This window comes from Streptomyces endocoffeicus, from assembly GCF_016741935.1.
Classification (GTDB): domain Bacteria; phylum Actinomycetota; class Actinomycetes; order Streptomycetales; family Streptomycetaceae; genus Streptomyces; species Streptomyces endocoffeicus.
Window position 1 is genome coordinate 183,502 of sequence record NZ_JAERRG010000016.1, and the last position, 13,720, is coordinate 197,221.

Below are 13,720 nucleotides of genomic sequence, written 5' to 3' on the forward strand. Positions count from 1 at the left end.
GCCGCGCGGAGCATGGAGGAGGGGGGTCGAGATGGTCGCCGGTGAACCAGTACCGCACGATGCGGCAGCGCATGAGGCGGCGGCGCATGAAGCGGCGGGGCATGAGGCGGAGGACGACGCCCGGGCCGCCCCGGAGCCACCCGAGCCCGCCGTCCGCGCCTCCGCCGTCCGCCCGTTCCTGCTGACCGCGGGCCGGGTGTCCGGGAGCGGCGCCGCGCCACCGCTCCCGGTCGAGACCCAGATCGTGGCGACGCCGGACGGGCTGTCCGCCCTGCGGTCGCTCACCTTCGAACGCCGCGACATCGTCGCCGCCTGCCGACGCCCCCAGTCGGTGGCGGAGCTGGCCGCCCGGCTGCATCTGCACCTCAACGTGGTCCGGGTCCTCGCGGAGGACCTGTGCGCCGCCGGATATCTGGCGGTCCACGTCCCGAACGCCGGGACCGTTCACGACATCTCCGTACTGCGAAGGGTTATCGATGGTCTCCGTGCCGTCCCCGACTCACGGGGCTCACTCCGCGACAGCGGTTGAAGAACCGCCACTGCCGGTCAAGCTGGTCATCGCCGGTGGCTTCGGGGTCGGCAAGACCACGGCGGTGGGCGCGATCTCCGAGATCCGGCCGCTGACCACGGAGGCGTTGATCACGGAGGTCGCGGCGGGCGTGGACGACCTCACGCACACGCCCGGCAAGACCACCACCACGGTCGCCATGGACTTCGGCGTCATCACGATCGACCCGAAGCTGAAGCTCTATCTGTTCGGCACGCCGGGCCAGGACCGCTTCGGCTTCATGTGGGACGACGTGGTCGAGGGCGCCCTCGGCGGTCTGGTGATCGTGGACACCCGCCGTCTGGACGACTGCTACGCGGCGGTGGACTACTTCGAGCACAAGGACATCCCCTTCGCCGTCGCCATCAACGCCTTCGACGGCGAGGTCCAGCACGATCTGGACGAGGTCCGCTGGGCGCTGGACATCTCCGAACACGTCCCGCTGATCGTCTTCGACGCCCGCGAGACGGGCTCGGTCCGCGACGCGCTCCTGGTCGTCCTCGACGTGGCCCTCTCCCGCGCCCAGTCCGCCGCCGCCCCGGCCTGACAGGACGTAACGGGCTGGCCGCCGCCGCGGACCGAGATCAGGGGCCGCCTTCCTCCGGCAGGGACCGCAGCTGGGTCCGGCGCCCGTCCTGGTCCAGGATGCCCAGGGCCTCGGCAGGCCCGCCGTGCGCTCCGAAGGTGTGGGGGATCATCGTGGAGAACTCCGCCGCCTGCCCGGCCTCGACGACGATCCTCCGATCCCCCAACACGAGCGTGACGGCCCCGGACAGGACCGTGAACCAGTCTCTGCCCGGATGGACCTTCAGCGCCTCGGCGCTGGTCGGGGCCGGTTTGGTGAGGCGTAGCTTGGCCACGATGACCCCGGGCTGTCGGTTCAGCATCCAGGCGGTCCGCCCGCGCGCCGCGTCATGCCGCGGCCGGATGATCACGTCATCGGCGGCGGTCGAATCCACCAGCTGATCCAGAGTGGTCCCCAGGGCCCGCGCTATCGCGCTCAACTGATCAAGACTGATCCGTCGATGTCCCGTCTCGATCCGGCTCAGCGTGGATGGACTCAGATAGCAGCGGGCGGCCAGATCGTCCAGCGACCAGCCCTTGGCCGAACGCAGTTCCCTGATCCGCCGGCGAACCAGGGCGTCGAGAGCGCTGTCCTCTTGCGTCATACGCAAGATGGTATGTCGCTGAAGCAAGGTCCACTTACGCTCGAAACATGACGGACCACCACCACGAGCACCATCACCAGCACCACCACCACAGCGACGCCGGGGCGGGCCGGCCGGACGACTCGGGCTGGGCCGAACTCCTGGACCTCGACGCCGAAGTCCTGCACAGCTACCTCTCCGAAGTGACGTCCCAGCTGGCCCAGTTGACGCGGGACGACCCGCCCCGCCGCATCCTCGACCTGGGCAGCGGCACCGGCACCGGCACCCTCGCCCTGCTCCGGCGTTTCGAGGACGCCGAGGCGATCGCCGTCGACCGGTCCCCCGACCTCCTGGAGCATCTGCGGGGCAAGGCCCGCGCACGCGGAGTGGAGGACCGCGTCCGAACCGTCCAGGCGGATCTGGACGACACATGGCCGGACTTCGGCCCCGTGGACCTGGTGTGGGCGTCGGCCTCCGTCCACCACCTCGCCGACCCCGACCGAGGCCTGCGTGAGATCTTCGAACGGCTGCGCCCCGGCGGTCTCCTGGCCGTGATCGAGATGGCCGGCTTCCCGCGCTTCCTCCCCGACGACGTGGGCCGGGGGCGGCCCGGCTTGGAGGCCCGCTGTCACGCCGTACAGGCCCAGGAGCACGCCGAGCGGATGCCGGAGCTGGGCTCCGACTGGGGCCCGCGCCTCTCCCGCGCCGGATTCCGCATCGCGGTGGAACGCCCCTTCACCATCGATCTGCGCCCCCCGCTCCCCGAGCCCACCGGCCGCTACGCCCAGGCGTTCCTCCGCCGCGTCCGTTCCCATGTGGCGGAGCGCCTGAGCCCCGACGACCTGGCCACCCTCGACCACCTCATCGACAGCGACGGCCCGGACGGCGTGCTGCGGCGCGACGACCTCAACGTCCGCGCCGAGCGCACCCTGTGGGCGGCCCGCCGCCCATGACCCGTCAACGGGCCGGCGGAAGCCCGAGGAAGTCGGCGAACTGTTCAATCGTGTGGTCGAAGAACTCGTCGGTGGGGTCGACGCTGCCGACGAACTGACCGAACAGCTCGAAGCTCAGCATCCCGAACAGCTGCGTCCACACCACGAGGCCGCGGTTGAGCGTCTCCGGCGGCAGATCCGGCGCGATCCGCTCGCCATCCGGCAAGACCAGCTCGCCCAGTGCCCGCAACTGACCGGCCAGACCCTCGGTCAGGGGCGGGCCTTCGAACGCGGGCGAAGGGTTCGTCTCCCGCAGGATCCTGAACAGGACCATCGGTACGCGCGCCGCCGAGGCGACCGTGTCCTGCGGGGCGGCGTACCCCGGGATCGGTGAACCGTAGATCAGGGCGTACTCATGCGGGTTGGCCCGCGCCCAGCCCCGGACCGCGTGACACGCCTTGCGCCAGCGCTCCCGCGGCGTGCCCCCCTCCGCAGCCATCTCCGCGGCCTTCTCCGCCTGCTCGCCCACCGCGTCGTAGGCGTCGATGATCAAGGCGGTGAGCAGCTCGTCCCTGCTGGCGAAGTAGCGGTAGAGGGCCGATGACACCATGCCCAGCTCCCGGGCGACCGAGCGCAACGAGAGTTTCTGGGCGCCATCCACCGCGAGCTGACGCCGGGCCTCGTTCTTGATCTCCTGCGTGAGCTCCGCCCGGGCCCGGTCCCTGGCTGTCCGACTGGCGTTCATGCCGACCAGTGTGCCATGAGAGAGAGCGGCGCACGATTCCGAGAGCACTGCTCTTGACTTGTGGATGGGCTTCGGTGTTCAGTGATCTCAACAGAGAGCGCTGCTCTCGTCGCTCGAATACCGCTCTCGCATCGAGAGTCGAAGAGGGGATGACATGACCGAGCTCCGCAACCTCAAGCCCAGCAAGTTCGACAGGATCTTCAACGGCCTCGCCAAGCGCCTGACGAAGATCGGCATCAGTCTGGCCGGGAGCCAGATCCTGGCCGTCCGCGGCCGCAAGAGCGGCGAGTGGCGCACCACCCCGGTCAACCCGCTCACCCTGCGCGGCGAGCGCTACCTCGTCGCCCCGCGCGGCCACACCCAGTGGGTGCGCAACATGCGGGCGGCGGGCGGCGGCGAACTGCGGCTGGGCCGCCGGGTGGAGCCGTTCACCGCCGTCGAGGTCGAGGACGGCGTGAAGCCGGAGATCCTGCGGCTGTACTTGAAGAAGTGGGCGTGGGAGGTCGGCCGCTTCTTCGACGACGTCGACGCGCGTTCGAGCGACGTGAGGCTGCTGGAGATCGCGCCCGGCTTCCCGGTGTTCAGGATCAGCGCGCAGGGATGACCGAGTCTCTTTGACTTCACCGATGAGTGGTGAGTAACTGTTCGCCGCACGTCGTACGGCTCTGGAGGCGCTCCGTGGGTGAAGCAGAAGTGGCGGACGAGACGAAGCCGGAAGGCGCGGAAGCGGAAGGCGCGGAAAGCGCGAAGCCGGAAGGCGCGGAAGCGCGCTGCCCCCTCGGCGACTTCCCGTTCGCCACGGAGCACCCCCTCGAACCCCCGAAGGAGTGGGCCGCGCTACGGGCCGAGGGATGCCCGATCCCGGAGCTGGCGCTGCGCTCCACCGGCGCCCCGGTGCGGGTGCTGACCCGGTACGAGGATGTGCACGCGATGCTGTCCGATCCCCGCTTCCCACGGGATGTGAGCGAGGCGGGGCCGGACGGGACCGGCACGGGCGAACGGCATCAGCGCTGGCGGCGCCTGGTGGGCCAGGCGCTCACCGCCAAGCGGGTCGCCGCGCTCCGCCCCCGGATCGTCGCCATCGGCCACGCCCTGGTGGACGCCATGGAGGCCGGGCCGATCCCCGCCGACCTCTGGACGGGGTTCGCGTATCCGTTCCCGGCACGGGTCGTCGGCGCCCTGCTGGGCGTACCGGAGGCGGACTGGGACCGCTTCGCGTACTGGTCGGGCGCCCTGTTCAGCGGGGACCGCTACGGCGAGCGGGAGACCCGCACCGCCCGCGAGGAGCTCCTGGCGTATCTGGGCGAGCAGGTGGCCCGGACACGGAGCGCACCGGGTGACGACCTGCTCAGCAAGCTGATCGAGATCACCGACGCCGCCGACCCCCGCCCGCCCGGGGCGGTTCTGGTCCAGATCGCGCAGGGCCTGATGCACGCCGGCCACGAGACCACCTCCAGCGTGATCGGGAAGCTGGTCCCGGTCCTGCTCGACGACCGTTCCCGCTGGCAGCGCCTGCTGGACGACCGCTCCCTGATCCGCCCGGCCGTCGAGGAGTTGCTCCGCTTCGACGTCAACCGTGGTCCGGGTATGCCCCGCTATCTGACGGAGGACGCCCAACTGGGCGGCGAGGTGATCCCGAAGGGCAGCACCACCGTTTCGGTCGTCGCCTCCGCCAACCGCGACGAGCGGATGTTCCCCCACGCCGACCACCTGGACCTGACCCGCACCCCCAACCGCCACCTCGCCTTCGGCGCCGGCGCCCACTCCTGCATAGGCCAGGCCCTGGCCCGTACCGAACTGCACGTCGCCCTGGAAATCCTCCTGGACCGCCTGCCCGATCTCGACCTGGCCGTCCCGTCCGCCGAGCTGGCGCGCCGCACCGGAGTGCTCACGGACAGCTTCGAGCGGGTGCCGGTGGTGTGGTGACCGTTGTCGCGGGCGCTAGCGGCCGTCGGTCACGCCGAAGGCCGCGGCGTACGCCCACGAGGGTCTGCATCCCGATGATGACCCACACGAAGTTCGAAGTGACCGATGGCCAGGCGCCATTGGCGGCCGCCGATACGGCCAGCAGCGCACCACCGAGCATGTTGACCGACTGGGATGTGCGCGAATCCGGTTCGATCCGCCGACGTGAGACCAGGGCATAGGCCGTGGCGGTGCACAGGGCACCTATCCACCCGGCCGCCGTGGCGACCGGGGGCAGCAACTCCTCCATACCGCCATGGTGGCGGCCGCGAGGATACACATCAATCGAAGTTATCTTCTCCCTGCATTAAGCTGAACTGAATGGATATCGACGCACGCAAACTGGCCGTGCTGCTGGCCGTCCACCGGGCCGGAGGGGTGTTGGCGGCGGCGGATGTCCTGCATCTCACACCGTCCGCCGTGTCCCAGCAGATCGCCCGCCTGGAGGACGCGGTCGGCGTCACCGTTCTGGATCGTCAGCCCCGTGGAGCCGTCCTCACACAGGCGGGCCGGGTTCTCGCCGAAGCCGCGGAACGCGTCGAGTCCGAGCTGACCGACGCCCGCAAGGCACTGGCCGCGCTGCAGGGGGAGGTGACGGGCACGGTCGTCATCAGCGCCTTCAAGACGGTGATCCGCATGCTGCTCGTACCGCTGGTGCACCGGATGCGCGAGCAGTTCCCCGGTCTGGAACTGCTGATCCGCGAGATGGACGGCGAGAAGGCCCAGCAGGAGCTGCGGTCGGGAGCGGTCGACCTGATCGTTCTGGAGGCCGAGAGCCCCATCGGACACCGGGCCGTGCGCGGCACCCGCGATGTGCCGGTGCTCGAGGAACCATGGGTGGTGATCATGCCCGCGGCGACGCCGGTCCCGGTCAGTACGGCGGATCTGGAGCACCTCACCTGGCTCGGGGTCGACCCGGACGCGGCCTCCCACAGCGCCACCGAACAGGCCAGGGGCGGGCTGAAGGCCACGCCCCCGGTCCACAGCTACTACGACTACGACGTCGCGCTCTCGCTGGTGTCGGGGGGTCTGGGCATCGCGATCGTGCCCGCCTTGGCCGTGCTGGGTGTGCTGCCCGACGGCGTAAAGGCGGTGTCCCTGCCCGGCCTGGGGACCCGCCGTCTGATCGCCCGGCACCGCACCACCCGCTCCGAGCCCCGCAAGGAAGTCCTCACCGTCCTTGACGCCATCATCGCGTCCGCCGCCGAGCTCGACACCAACGTGTAGTCAGCCGCCCAAGGACCAGAGAAGGGCGGTGGTGCCGAAGAATCCGACGGCACCGAGGGCGGCTCCGGCAATGGCGGTCCACAGGCGCCCGGCCCCGCGGCGGGCGTGGTGCACACCCATGGCCCCGAGAACGATGGCGAGCGCCCCGGCGATGATCGTCCACGGAAGGGCGATGAGCACGAGCGTGGACCCGAATACGCCCAACGCGCCCACGGCGGAGGACACGCCGAGAACGAGCGCGGTGGGGCCCAGCGCGACGGCGGGTGAGTCACTTCGGCCGGACACGGTCGACTCGGACATGACCTGCTCCCCTGTGGGATGGGTTCCCCGTTCCGTACTGATCGTACCGACGGGGGTACGGCTGACCGATGGGGGCCGGTGTCCGGCGGGGGCTGGTGTCCGGTGGGGGCCGGTGTCCGGCGGGGCGTCGGCCCGGAGTTGAGCGTGATCGGGGCGTCTCCGCATGGTCGACTTCCGCCTATTGGCGTGACAGGACCCGGGTGATGCCCGCGGCGAGGGCGGTCGCCAGCAGCCAGCCCGCGCCGATCAGGAGCCAAGCGATCCACTGGGTCGGCCCCGCCGGCTGGAACACCCGCTCCTGGCCGAAGTCGATCACAGGAAGGAGCAGGTCCAGGCTGTACATCACCGGACTGAACACCGGGTGGGGCGTACCGCTCGGCGGGGTGGGCCGGTGCAGGGCGAAGACGGTGGCACCCGTGGCGAGCAGGGCCAGCAGCCACACCGCGGCACGTTCCGGCACATAGCCGTACCCGACGGTGGCATCCTGCGCATGGCCCCAAGCGCGGGCGTACCAGGGCAGGGTCGCGCGGCGGTGCCGCTGGCGGGTCAGGAGCACGGTCCGGGCGTCGCGGTCCTGACCGATGGACTGGTACACGGTGGCGAGCTGTTGGTACGGCTGGGGCCGGTACCCGTCGGGATCACGGCTCAGCAGCTCGAGGCGCTGGTCGGCCGGCAGGTGTGGTTCCAGCGACCGGTAGACCAGGCCGTCGAGTTGGAGGGGCGGCTGTTCGCGAGGGTCGTCATGGAGCCGGAGTACGCCAACGGCGGCGTGACGCAGGTCCATCCCTCCCGTGGCCCGCGCGGGCCGGAGGAGCAGCTCTCCGGTCTGGAGGTGCCGGCAGGAGAGGGCCATCCCGTGGGCGGGGGCGAGGGACGCCGTGTCGAAGCTGACCGATCCGCTGATGGTGGCGCTGGTCAGCGTGATGGCTCCGGCGGCGCGGAATCCGTCGGTCCCGACGACGCCCTTCGCCTCGAGGCGCGCGCCGTCCAGGGCCACACCCCCGGTATGCGAGAGGTGCGCGCCTTGGAGGAGCAGACTTCCGCTGATCTGGGCGTCATGCACGGTGACCCCGCCCTGAACGCGGCAGTTCATCAGGTCGAGGTTCCCGTCAACCGTCGTGGCGCTCATCCCGAGCCCCGGTAAGTACGAGCCGCCGAAGCTGGTCACTCGCAGCTTGGCCCCGTACAGCTGCGGCGCCTCCTCGAACCAGCACTCCTCCAGCCACAGTACGCAGCACGCCTCGGCGAAGATCAGGCGCAGCTTCCCCGATACCCGAGCGCCCGTCAGGTGGACCATCGGAGTTTCCCCACCGGTGGCATCGGCACCGCCCAGCAGCAACGAGCGGATCACCGAGGCCCGCACCCGGCGCTCCGGCCCCCAACTGCCGCCGTCCAGCACCGCCCCGCCGTCCGCGTCGCGCGGTCGCAGGTCGACCTCGTCCCCCGCGGCGAAGGCCGCCCAGAGCCGACGTTCCGGGCCGATGAGGTCGTCAGGGCGCATCGGGGCGTCCTCCGGTGGGTCTGGAACGGGATCCGTCCATATCCCGATCGGTCGTGGACCCCGATCGGTCGTGGACCCCGATCGGTCGTGGACCCCGATTGGTCGTGGATCCCGATCTTCCGCGACGAGCGGCCACGCTGTCCATGGGCAGGCGCACGGGCCGGACCGCCGACTCGCGGACATCGTCGTGTCGGGGCTACGGCTCCCGTACGACGTCGGCGATGACGGTGGTCACCACCTTGCGGACGGCCCCGGTGTCCGGCGGCGCGGCTTCGCGGTCCGCGAAGAGCAGATGCCCGGCCCCGATCACCGTGGGTGCGAGCGCGTCGATGTCGGCGTCGGCCGCGATGCGTCCCCGGTCCCGCTCGGCGGTGAGGTAGGAGGCGATCATGGCGGTGGCCTCCATCAGGAGCGGCACACCGGTCGGCGTGGTCTCGCGGAGCCGGGCGCGCAGCTCGTCCCGCGAGGTGACGAGGCTGACGATGGCCACGGCGACCGACTCGAACAGGGTCGTCAGCGCGTCGGCGAGGTGGCCGGTGACGGAGCCGGTCCCGGCGGAGTCGCGCAGGGCGGCGGACTGGTGGCCGAGCCGGGCGATGCGATCCCGTACGAGCTCGGCGAGGAAGGCGTCGAAGTCGGCGAAGTGCCGGTGCAGGACGCCCTTCGCGCAGCCCGCCTCCGTGGTGACCGCCCGACTGGTCAGCGCGCTGGGCCCGTCCCGGAGCAGGACTCGCTCGGCGGCCTGGAACAACTGCTCGCGTACGTCACGCATGGCCACCCCTGTCGGCACCGTGCGTCCCTCCTCACCTTGTTCGCGGGCCCGCCCGATTGACGAGTGGGCAAGTGCCCACTCATAGTGGGCGCGTTCGAGGCCTGGGACCCGGCCGGTCGGGAATTCGATGCCGTGATCGCGGGCCAGGCGTGGCATTGGATCGACCCGGTCGCGGGGGCGGCCAAAGCCGCGCAGGTACTGCGGCCGGGCGCCCGGCTGGCCGCGTTCTGGAACGTCTTCCGGCTCCCACCCGATCTGGCGGAGGCCTTGGCCACGGTCTGCCGACGGGTGATGCCCGACGCGCCGTTCGACTTCCGGGCCATGACGCGGGGCGGCCTGGACACGCATCAGCCGATCCTCACCAAGGCCGCCGACGGGATACGGGCGGCGGGCGCGTTCGGCGAACCGGAACAGTGGCGGTTCGACTGGGAGTGGACCTACACCCGGGACGCCTGGCTCGAGCAGATCCCCACCCAGGGCGCCTTCACCCGGCTCCCTCCGGCCGGGCTGGCGGAGGTGCTGGAGGGCGTTGGCGCGGCCATCGACGCGATGGGCGGCAGCTTCACGATGCCGTACGCCACGGTGGTGATCACCGCGAACCGAACTGCCCCAGCCTGACCGCCGAACGCTTACGAGCGCAGATGGGCCGTCAGCTCGTCGGCGACCGGGTACTCCCGCTCCTGGGGCAGCCGCTGGGCCGCGGATTCCACGTCGCCGCTGCTGACGAGCGCGTGGATCTCGTGGGCGAGCGGGGTCACGTCGCTGATGGAGACCGTCCACTCGTCGGCGTAACGGCGTACGGCCTCACCCGAGAGCCCGAGCTGCAGTGAGCGGTAGGGCAGGGCCTGGAGGCGCAGATCGCGCTCGGGGTCCCACTGGACGCGGGCCGGTGCACGCCTCACCTGGCGTTGCCAGGTGGTGAGGTCGGGGTGCAGCCCACGTACGTAACTCGACAGGCACGCGTTGCGCAGCGCCCACTCGAAGCCCGCGCGAGTGATCTCGACGGCAAGTACGGTCTCCTGCCCCGGCTTTGTGCCCCAGCCGCAGCGGTACATCATCCAGAGGAACGACGGCTTGATCCACGTCATTCGGTCCCGCTTCCACGCGGCGGGGAACTGGCCCTGACGAACCGCGGGCACGCCGATCTCGGGCGGGTACGCCTGGTAAACAGTGATCGTGGATGCCGTGTGGAGCGCACGGATCCCGCGTTGTGCTTCGGTCATGGCGTACAGCGTGAAGCCGTCCGATTCCATTGGCCATTGATTTTCGCCCCGGCTGCAGGGCGCCGGCGTGAGCGCTTCAAGTGAGCGTCACCCGGGGTGAGTTCCCTGAACATCCCCACCATCGCTCACGGACTTCGTCCGATCTGCTCGCACCGGCCCCAGCCGCGGGCGCTTGGCGGTGCGGCCGTCGCCGGAGGAGCGGCCGCGGAGGCGGCGGGTGAGCCAGGGGCCGAGGAAGGTGGCGGTCCAGCGGAGTTCGTCGGTCGCGGCGCGCCATCCGGTGGGTGCGGGTGTCGCCGGCGCGGGCAGGGGGTGGCTCCAGGTGTCGTCGGCGCCGGGGAGGCCGAGGGTGTGGGCGAGGGCGGCGGCGATGCGCTGGTGGCCGAGGGAACTGGCGTGGAGGCGGTCGGGGCTCCACATGCGGGGGTCGTTGACGACGGGGTAGTGGCCGGTTTCGGCGACGGTGACGCCGTGGCGCCGGGCGGCTTCGCGGATGCGCTCGTTCACGGCGATGACGCGTGGGGTGAGGGGACGTGCCAGGGGGCTGATGCGGGCGGGGTCGGGGAAGGTGAGCGTGGCGACCCGGGCGCCCTGCGCGGTGAGCGCGGCGAACATCGCCTCCAGGTGATGGGCGACGTGGTCGGCGTCGAAGCGGGGGCGCAGGAGGTCGTTGACCCCGGCGACGACGGTGGCCAGATCGGGGCGGAGGGCCAGGGCGGGCGCGAGCTGCTCCGCGTGGACCTGCGCGGCGAGACGGCCCCGTACGGCGAGATTGGCGTACGAGAGGCCGGGGTTGGCGTGGGCGAGGTGTTCGGCCAGGCGGTCGGCGAACCCGCGCAGACCCGCGACGTCGTCGCCGTCGCCCAGGCCCTCGGTCTGGCTGTCGCCCAGCGCGACGTAGCGGCTGTACGCCGCGTCAGTGTCGGGCATGGTTGTGCTGCTGCCTCTCTCGCAGGACGGTGATCGTGCGCTCGCACCAGTCGCGGTTGCCCTGTTCGAGGGCCAGGCCGCGCAGGCAGGTCAGATACGGGCCGATGCGGTGGCCGTGGCGCAGGAACTCCTCCTCCGTACGGTCACCGCGCATCTTGCGCAGCAGCTTGCCGAAGAGCTGGATCTTGGCCTCGGCGAAGGTGGCGCGCTCGGCGAGCTGGGCGATCAGGGTCTCCTTGTCGACATGGTCCGCGGCCTGGACCTTGACGAGCAGGTCGTCGCGGATGAAGGACGGCTTGGCGAACGCCGCCGTGAACTCCTCCAGCTCCGCCAGCCCGGCATCGGTCACCTGGAACAACCGCTTGGTGGGGCGGGTCTCCTGGACCACGGCCCGGCCCGCGATGAGCCCGTCCTTCTCCAGGCGGGTCAGCTCGGCGTAGAGCTGCTGTGGCTGGGCGTGCCAGAAGTTGGCCACGCCGATGTCGAACGCCTTGGTCAGCTGGTATCCGCTGAGCTCCCCCTCGAGCAGTGCCGCCAGCACGGCGTGCCGCAGGGCCATCGGATCGCCTCCTCCATGCCTCCGTGTCTCCGCATGCCTCTGCGCATGCCTCTGTGCGTGCCTCTTTGCATGCCCCTGTCGCCGGACACGCGACCATGATAGTCATGAAAATGACTACTCACATCCATGATTATGAAGGAAGGCGGGTGTGCAATGACCACTGCCGACCGTTTCCGTACCGCCATCGACAACCGGGACCTCGCGGCCCTGGACGACCTGTTCACCGAGGACATCCGCTTCTGCAGCCCCGTCAAGTTCACCCCCTTCGAGGGCAAGCCGATGGTGCTGGGCCTCTTCGCGGTCCTGCTGCGCACCTTCCAGGACTTCCGCTACCTCGGCGACCACACCGGCACCGCGCAGACCAGCACCGACGGCACGTCCGCCCCGTCGGCGGTGCTGCTCTTCCGCGCCAGGGTGGGCGACAAGGAGATCCACGGCATCGACCTGCTGCACTTCGCCGACGACGGCCGCATCAAGGAGTTCACCGTCATGGTCCGCCCCCAGTCCGCCGTCCACGCCCTCGGTGAAGCGGTCCTCGCCGGCCTGGTCGAAGACGGCCTCGCACCGGCACCGACGCCCTCCGGCCAGTAGCGAGGCCGAGTAGCCGGCCGAAGCGGCGGAGGCTCCTGGGCCGCCGGACGGCTCACACCTTGCCGCCGAAGAAGACCTGCACCTCCCGGATGAGTCCGTCCCGCACGGTGATCGCCTCGACATTGCGGTGCCGGTCGCCCGTCGTCAGCTCGTACTCGTAGCAGACGAAGACGAGTTCCTGGTCCGCGGGCGTGACGTACAGCAACCGCTGCTCCCTGAGTCGGTCGGCGGTGGGAAAGCACTTCTCGAAGAACGTTGCCTTGTCGATATGGTCGTCCTGGGGGCTGGTGAACGTGAAGTCGTCGGCGTAAAGGGGGAGGGCCGCCTCGCGGTCCTGTGACCGGTAATAACGGAACGCCGCCTCAACGACGCTTGCCGGGTTCTCGTTCATTCGATCTCCAAGGTTTTCTCAGTCTTTCAAGATGCCGGCTGAGCGGGCGGAGTCGAGCCACAGCGGGAATTCATGGAGTAGCTGATCGTAGAGTGCGGCGTCGGAGAGGGTCTTCGGTGTCGGTCCGGCGGCGAAGAATCCGGCGTTGTCGACGACGCGCCGGTTCGGCACCGGCAGGTCGTCGAGTCTGTGCAGAAAGCGGAATTCGTCGTCGCCGAACCCGATGAACTGCCAGAAGATGGGCAGCTTCGAGGCCGTGCACAGCACGTGCTCCGCCGCCGCCTTGGACGTGGGGGAGCCGTCGGTCTGGAAGACGACGAATGCCGGATCGTCGGCCCCGGACGCCTGATAGTGGTCGATAACGGCCTGCATGGCGACGTGGTAATTGGTGCGGCCCATATGGCCCATCGAGTCGTGCAGGGGGTTGATCCGGTCCTGGTAGGCGTCGAGGCCGATCTCGGCGGTTCCGTCGATGTCCGTGGAGAAGAAGACGACCGGCACGACCCCGTCGTCATCGAGGTTCGCCGCGAGGGCGAGAGTCTGCTCCGCCAAGTGCTGTACGGAGCCGTTCCGGTAGTACCGGCGCATGCTTCCGGAGCGGTCCAGCACCAGGTACACCGCGGCCCGTTGCCCACCGGCATCGTGCTTGGCCAAGGAGACCGCGGCGGTCTTGTAGAGACTGACCAGCCCTGGAGCCTGGGCGGCGACCTTTTCCAGACTGATCGCGGGAGCCGACGCCGTAGGGCGCTTGCGGTAGTCGATTTTCGGACGCTTGCGGTAATCGATGGCCATAGCCGGTGATTGTCCTCCAGCTGATGCCATCTGTCCGGTCCTCGGCGGACGCCTCTCAAGGCGGCGCGTCGACACCCAACGCAGGCGCGGCGAGTCA

The 13,720-nt window shown here is 70.2% G+C and carries 19 protein-coding genes; 8 read left to right on the plus strand and 11 right to left on the minus strand.

Annotated elements, in window-relative coordinates:
• Positions 1-31: 31 nt before the first annotated feature.
• Positions 32-529 (plus strand): DUF742 domain-containing protein, encoded by a 498-nt coding sequence (locus JK364_RS33265; RefSeq protein ID WP_201855066.1) that lies wholly within the window; start codon positions 32-34, stop codon positions 527-529.
• Positions 477-1,094, plus strand: coding sequence for a GTP-binding protein (locus JK364_RS33270; protein WP_201855067.1), 618 nt, complete (start codon positions 477-479; stop codon positions 1,092-1,094). Before JK364_RS33265 ends, JK364_RS33270 begins: the two co-directional genes overlap by 53 nt.
• Before the next feature lie 37 nt (positions 1,095-1,131).
• Here the strand turns inward: JK364_RS33270 and JK364_RS33275 are convergent, their stop codons facing one another.
• On the minus strand, positions 1,132-1,716 hold the full coding sequence (locus JK364_RS33275; protein ID WP_201855068.1) for a helix-turn-helix domain-containing protein: 585 nt from the start codon (positions 1,714-1,716) through the stop codon (positions 1,132-1,134).
• 47 nt (positions 1,717-1,763) lie between these two features.
• Here JK364_RS33275 and JK364_RS33280 point away from each other — a divergent pair, with 47 nt between their 5' ends.
• Positions 1,764-2,648, plus strand: a complete 885-nt coding sequence (locus JK364_RS33280) for a class I SAM-dependent methyltransferase (protein ID WP_201855069.1) — start codon at positions 1,764-1,766, stop codon at positions 2,646-2,648.
• Positions 2,649-2,652: 4 nt separating this feature from the next.
• Here JK364_RS33280 and JK364_RS33285 read toward each other — a convergent pair whose 3' ends face one another.
• Positions 2,653-3,372 carry a TetR/AcrR family transcriptional regulator gene (locus tag JK364_RS33285; protein ID WP_201855070.1) on the minus strand — a complete coding sequence of 240 codons (720 nt, stop codon included), beginning with the start codon at positions 3,370-3,372 and terminating at the stop codon, positions 2,653-2,655.
• A gap of 154 nt (positions 3,373-3,526) precedes the next feature.
• Between JK364_RS33285 and JK364_RS33290 the strand changes: the two genes are divergently transcribed.
• On the plus strand, positions 3,527-3,976 hold the full coding sequence (locus JK364_RS33290; RefSeq protein ID WP_201855071.1) for a nitroreductase family deazaflavin-dependent oxidoreductase: 450 nt from the start codon (positions 3,527-3,529) through the stop codon (positions 3,974-3,976).
• 74 nt (positions 3,977-4,050) lie between these two features.
• The gene (locus tag JK364_RS33295) at positions 4,051-5,298 is read left to right on the plus strand and encodes a cytochrome P450 (RefSeq protein WP_201855072.1); all 1,248 of its coding nucleotides are present in this window, start codon (positions 4,051-4,053) and stop codon (positions 5,296-5,298) included.
• On the opposite strand, the gene JK364_RS58505 is transcribed toward JK364_RS33295, so the two are convergent.
• On the minus strand, positions 5,261-5,587 hold the full coding sequence (locus tag JK364_RS58505; RefSeq protein WP_443732267.1) for a CBU_0592 family membrane protein: 327 nt from the start codon (positions 5,585-5,587) through the stop codon (positions 5,261-5,263). The two genes, JK364_RS33295 and JK364_RS58505, sit on opposite strands and share 38 nt — an antisense overlap.
• 71 nt (positions 5,588-5,658) lie before the next feature.
• Here JK364_RS58505 and JK364_RS33300 point away from each other — a divergent pair, with 71 nt between their 5' ends.
• Positions 5,659-6,564, plus strand: a complete 906-nt coding sequence (locus tag JK364_RS33300) for a LysR family transcriptional regulator (protein ID WP_201855073.1) — start codon at positions 5,659-5,661, stop codon at positions 6,562-6,564.
• On the opposite strand, the gene JK364_RS33305 is transcribed toward JK364_RS33300, so the two are convergent.
• The 3 genes from JK364_RS33305 to JK364_RS33315 all read right to left on the minus strand — a co-directional run bounded on the left by JK364_RS33305 (position 6,565) and on the right by JK364_RS33315 (position 9,155).
• Positions 6,565-6,864: a hypothetical protein gene (locus JK364_RS33305; RefSeq protein WP_201855074.1), complete on the minus strand. Its 300-nt coding sequence runs from the start codon at positions 6,862-6,864 to the stop codon at positions 6,565-6,567. It abuts the gene before it with no gap.
• A 178-nt stretch (positions 6,865-7,042) separates the two neighbouring features.
• Positions 7,043-8,365, minus strand: coding sequence for a membrane-associated oxidoreductase (locus JK364_RS33310; RefSeq protein ID WP_201855075.1), 1,323 nt, complete (start codon positions 8,363-8,365; stop codon positions 7,043-7,045).
• A gap of 196 nt (positions 8,366-8,561) precedes the next feature.
• Entirely contained in the window at positions 8,562-9,155 is a 594-nt protein-coding gene (locus JK364_RS33315) for a TetR/AcrR family transcriptional regulator (RefSeq protein WP_201855076.1), read from the minus strand.
• 66 nt (positions 9,156-9,221) lie between these two features.
• On the opposite strand from JK364_RS33315, the gene JK364_RS33320 reads away from it, so the two are divergent.
• Positions 9,222-9,755, plus strand: a complete 534-nt coding sequence (locus JK364_RS33320) for a class I SAM-dependent methyltransferase (RefSeq protein ID WP_372462027.1) — start codon at positions 9,222-9,224, stop codon at positions 9,753-9,755.
• 11 nt (positions 9,756-9,766) lie between these two features.
• On the opposite strand, the gene JK364_RS33325 is transcribed toward JK364_RS33320, so the two are convergent.
• The 3 genes from JK364_RS33325 to JK364_RS33335 all read right to left on the minus strand — a co-directional run bounded on the left by JK364_RS33325 (position 9,767) and on the right by JK364_RS33335 (position 11,849).
• Entirely contained in the window at positions 9,767-10,360 is a 594-nt protein-coding gene (locus JK364_RS33325) for a DUF4291 domain-containing protein (protein ID WP_201855077.1), read from the minus strand.
• Between the two features lie 87 nt (positions 10,361-10,447).
• Complete coding sequence (locus JK364_RS33330) at positions 10,448-11,290, minus strand: SGNH/GDSL hydrolase family protein (RefSeq protein ID WP_201855078.1); 843 nt, start codon at positions 11,288-11,290, stop codon at positions 10,448-10,450.
• Positions 11,277-11,849: a PadR family transcriptional regulator gene (locus JK364_RS33335; RefSeq protein ID WP_201855079.1), complete on the minus strand. Its 573-nt coding sequence runs from the start codon at positions 11,847-11,849 to the stop codon at positions 11,277-11,279. The genes JK364_RS33330 and JK364_RS33335 overlap by 14 nt, the downstream gene beginning before the upstream one ends.
• Before the next feature lie 153 nt (positions 11,850-12,002).
• Between JK364_RS33335 and JK364_RS33340 the strand changes: the two genes are divergently transcribed.
• Positions 12,003-12,440: a nuclear transport factor 2 family protein gene (locus JK364_RS33340; RefSeq protein WP_201855080.1), complete on the plus strand. Its 438-nt coding sequence runs from the start codon at positions 12,003-12,005 to the stop codon at positions 12,438-12,440.
• A gap of 52 nt (positions 12,441-12,492) precedes the next feature.
• On the opposite strand, the gene JK364_RS33345 is transcribed toward JK364_RS33340, so the two are convergent.
• The gene (locus JK364_RS33345; protein WP_201855081.1) at positions 12,493-12,831 is read right to left on the minus strand and encodes a nuclear transport factor 2 family protein; all 339 of its coding nucleotides are present in this window, start codon (positions 12,829-12,831) and stop codon (positions 12,493-12,495) included.
• A gap of 18 nt (positions 12,832-12,849) precedes the next feature.
• Positions 12,850-13,623, minus strand: a complete 774-nt coding sequence (locus tag JK364_RS33350) for a vWA domain-containing protein (protein ID WP_201855082.1) — start codon at positions 13,621-13,623, stop codon at positions 12,850-12,852.
• Positions 13,624-13,720: the final 97 nt, after the last annotated feature.

Excerpts from the sequence above, each read along its gene's own strand:
- JK364_RS33265 (WP_201855066.1), top strand. The coding sequence starts at position 32 with ATGGTCGCCGGTGAACCAGTACCGCACGATGCGGCAGCGCATGAGGCG.
- JK364_RS33270 (WP_201855067.1), top strand. The coding sequence starts at position 477 with ATGGTCTCCGTGCCGTCCCCGACTCACGGGGCTCACTCCGCGACAGCG.
- JK364_RS33275 (WP_201855068.1), bottom strand. The coding sequence starts at position 1,716 with ATGACGCAAGAGGACAGCGCTCTCGACGCCCTGGTTCGCCGGCGGATC.
- JK364_RS33280 (WP_201855069.1), top strand. The coding sequence starts at position 1,764 with ATGACGGACCACCACCACGAGCACCATCACCAGCACCACCACCACAGC.
- JK364_RS33285 (WP_201855070.1), bottom strand. The coding sequence starts at position 3,372 with ATGAACGCCAGTCGGACAGCCAGGGACCGGGCCCGGGCGGAGCTCACG.
- JK364_RS33290 (WP_201855071.1), top strand. The coding sequence starts at position 3,527 with ATGACCGAGCTCCGCAACCTCAAGCCCAGCAAGTTCGACAGGATCTTC.
- JK364_RS58505 (WP_443732267.1), bottom strand. The coding sequence starts at position 5,587 with ATGGAGGAGTTGCTGCCCCCGGTCGCCACGGCGGCCGGGTGGATAGGT.
- JK364_RS33300 (WP_201855073.1), top strand. The coding sequence starts at position 5,659 with ATGGATATCGACGCACGCAAACTGGCCGTGCTGCTGGCCGTCCACCGG.
- JK364_RS33305 (WP_201855074.1), bottom strand. The coding sequence starts at position 6,864 with ATGTCCGAGTCGACCGTGTCCGGCCGAAGTGACTCACCCGCCGTCGCG.
- JK364_RS33310 (WP_201855075.1), bottom strand. The coding sequence starts at position 8,365 with ATGCGCCCTGACGACCTCATCGGCCCGGAACGTCGGCTCTGGGCGGCC.
- JK364_RS33325 (WP_201855077.1), bottom strand. The coding sequence starts at position 10,360 with ATGACCGAAGCACAACGCGGGATCCGTGCGCTCCACACGGCATCCACG.
- JK364_RS33330 (WP_201855078.1), bottom strand. The coding sequence starts at position 11,290 with ATGCCCGACACTGACGCGGCGTACAGCCGCTACGTCGCGCTGGGCGAC.
- JK364_RS33335 (WP_201855079.1), bottom strand. The coding sequence starts at position 11,849 with ATGGCCCTGCGGCACGCCGTGCTGGCGGCACTGCTCGAGGGGGAGCTC.
- JK364_RS33340 (WP_201855080.1), top strand. The coding sequence starts at position 12,003 with ATGACCACTGCCGACCGTTTCCGTACCGCCATCGACAACCGGGACCTC.
- JK364_RS33345 (WP_201855081.1), bottom strand. The coding sequence starts at position 12,831 with ATGAACGAGAACCCGGCAAGCGTCGTTGAGGCGGCGTTCCGTTATTAC.
- JK364_RS33350 (WP_201855082.1), bottom strand. The coding sequence starts at position 13,623 with ATGGCCATCGATTACCGCAAGCGTCCGAAAATCGACTACCGCAAGCGC.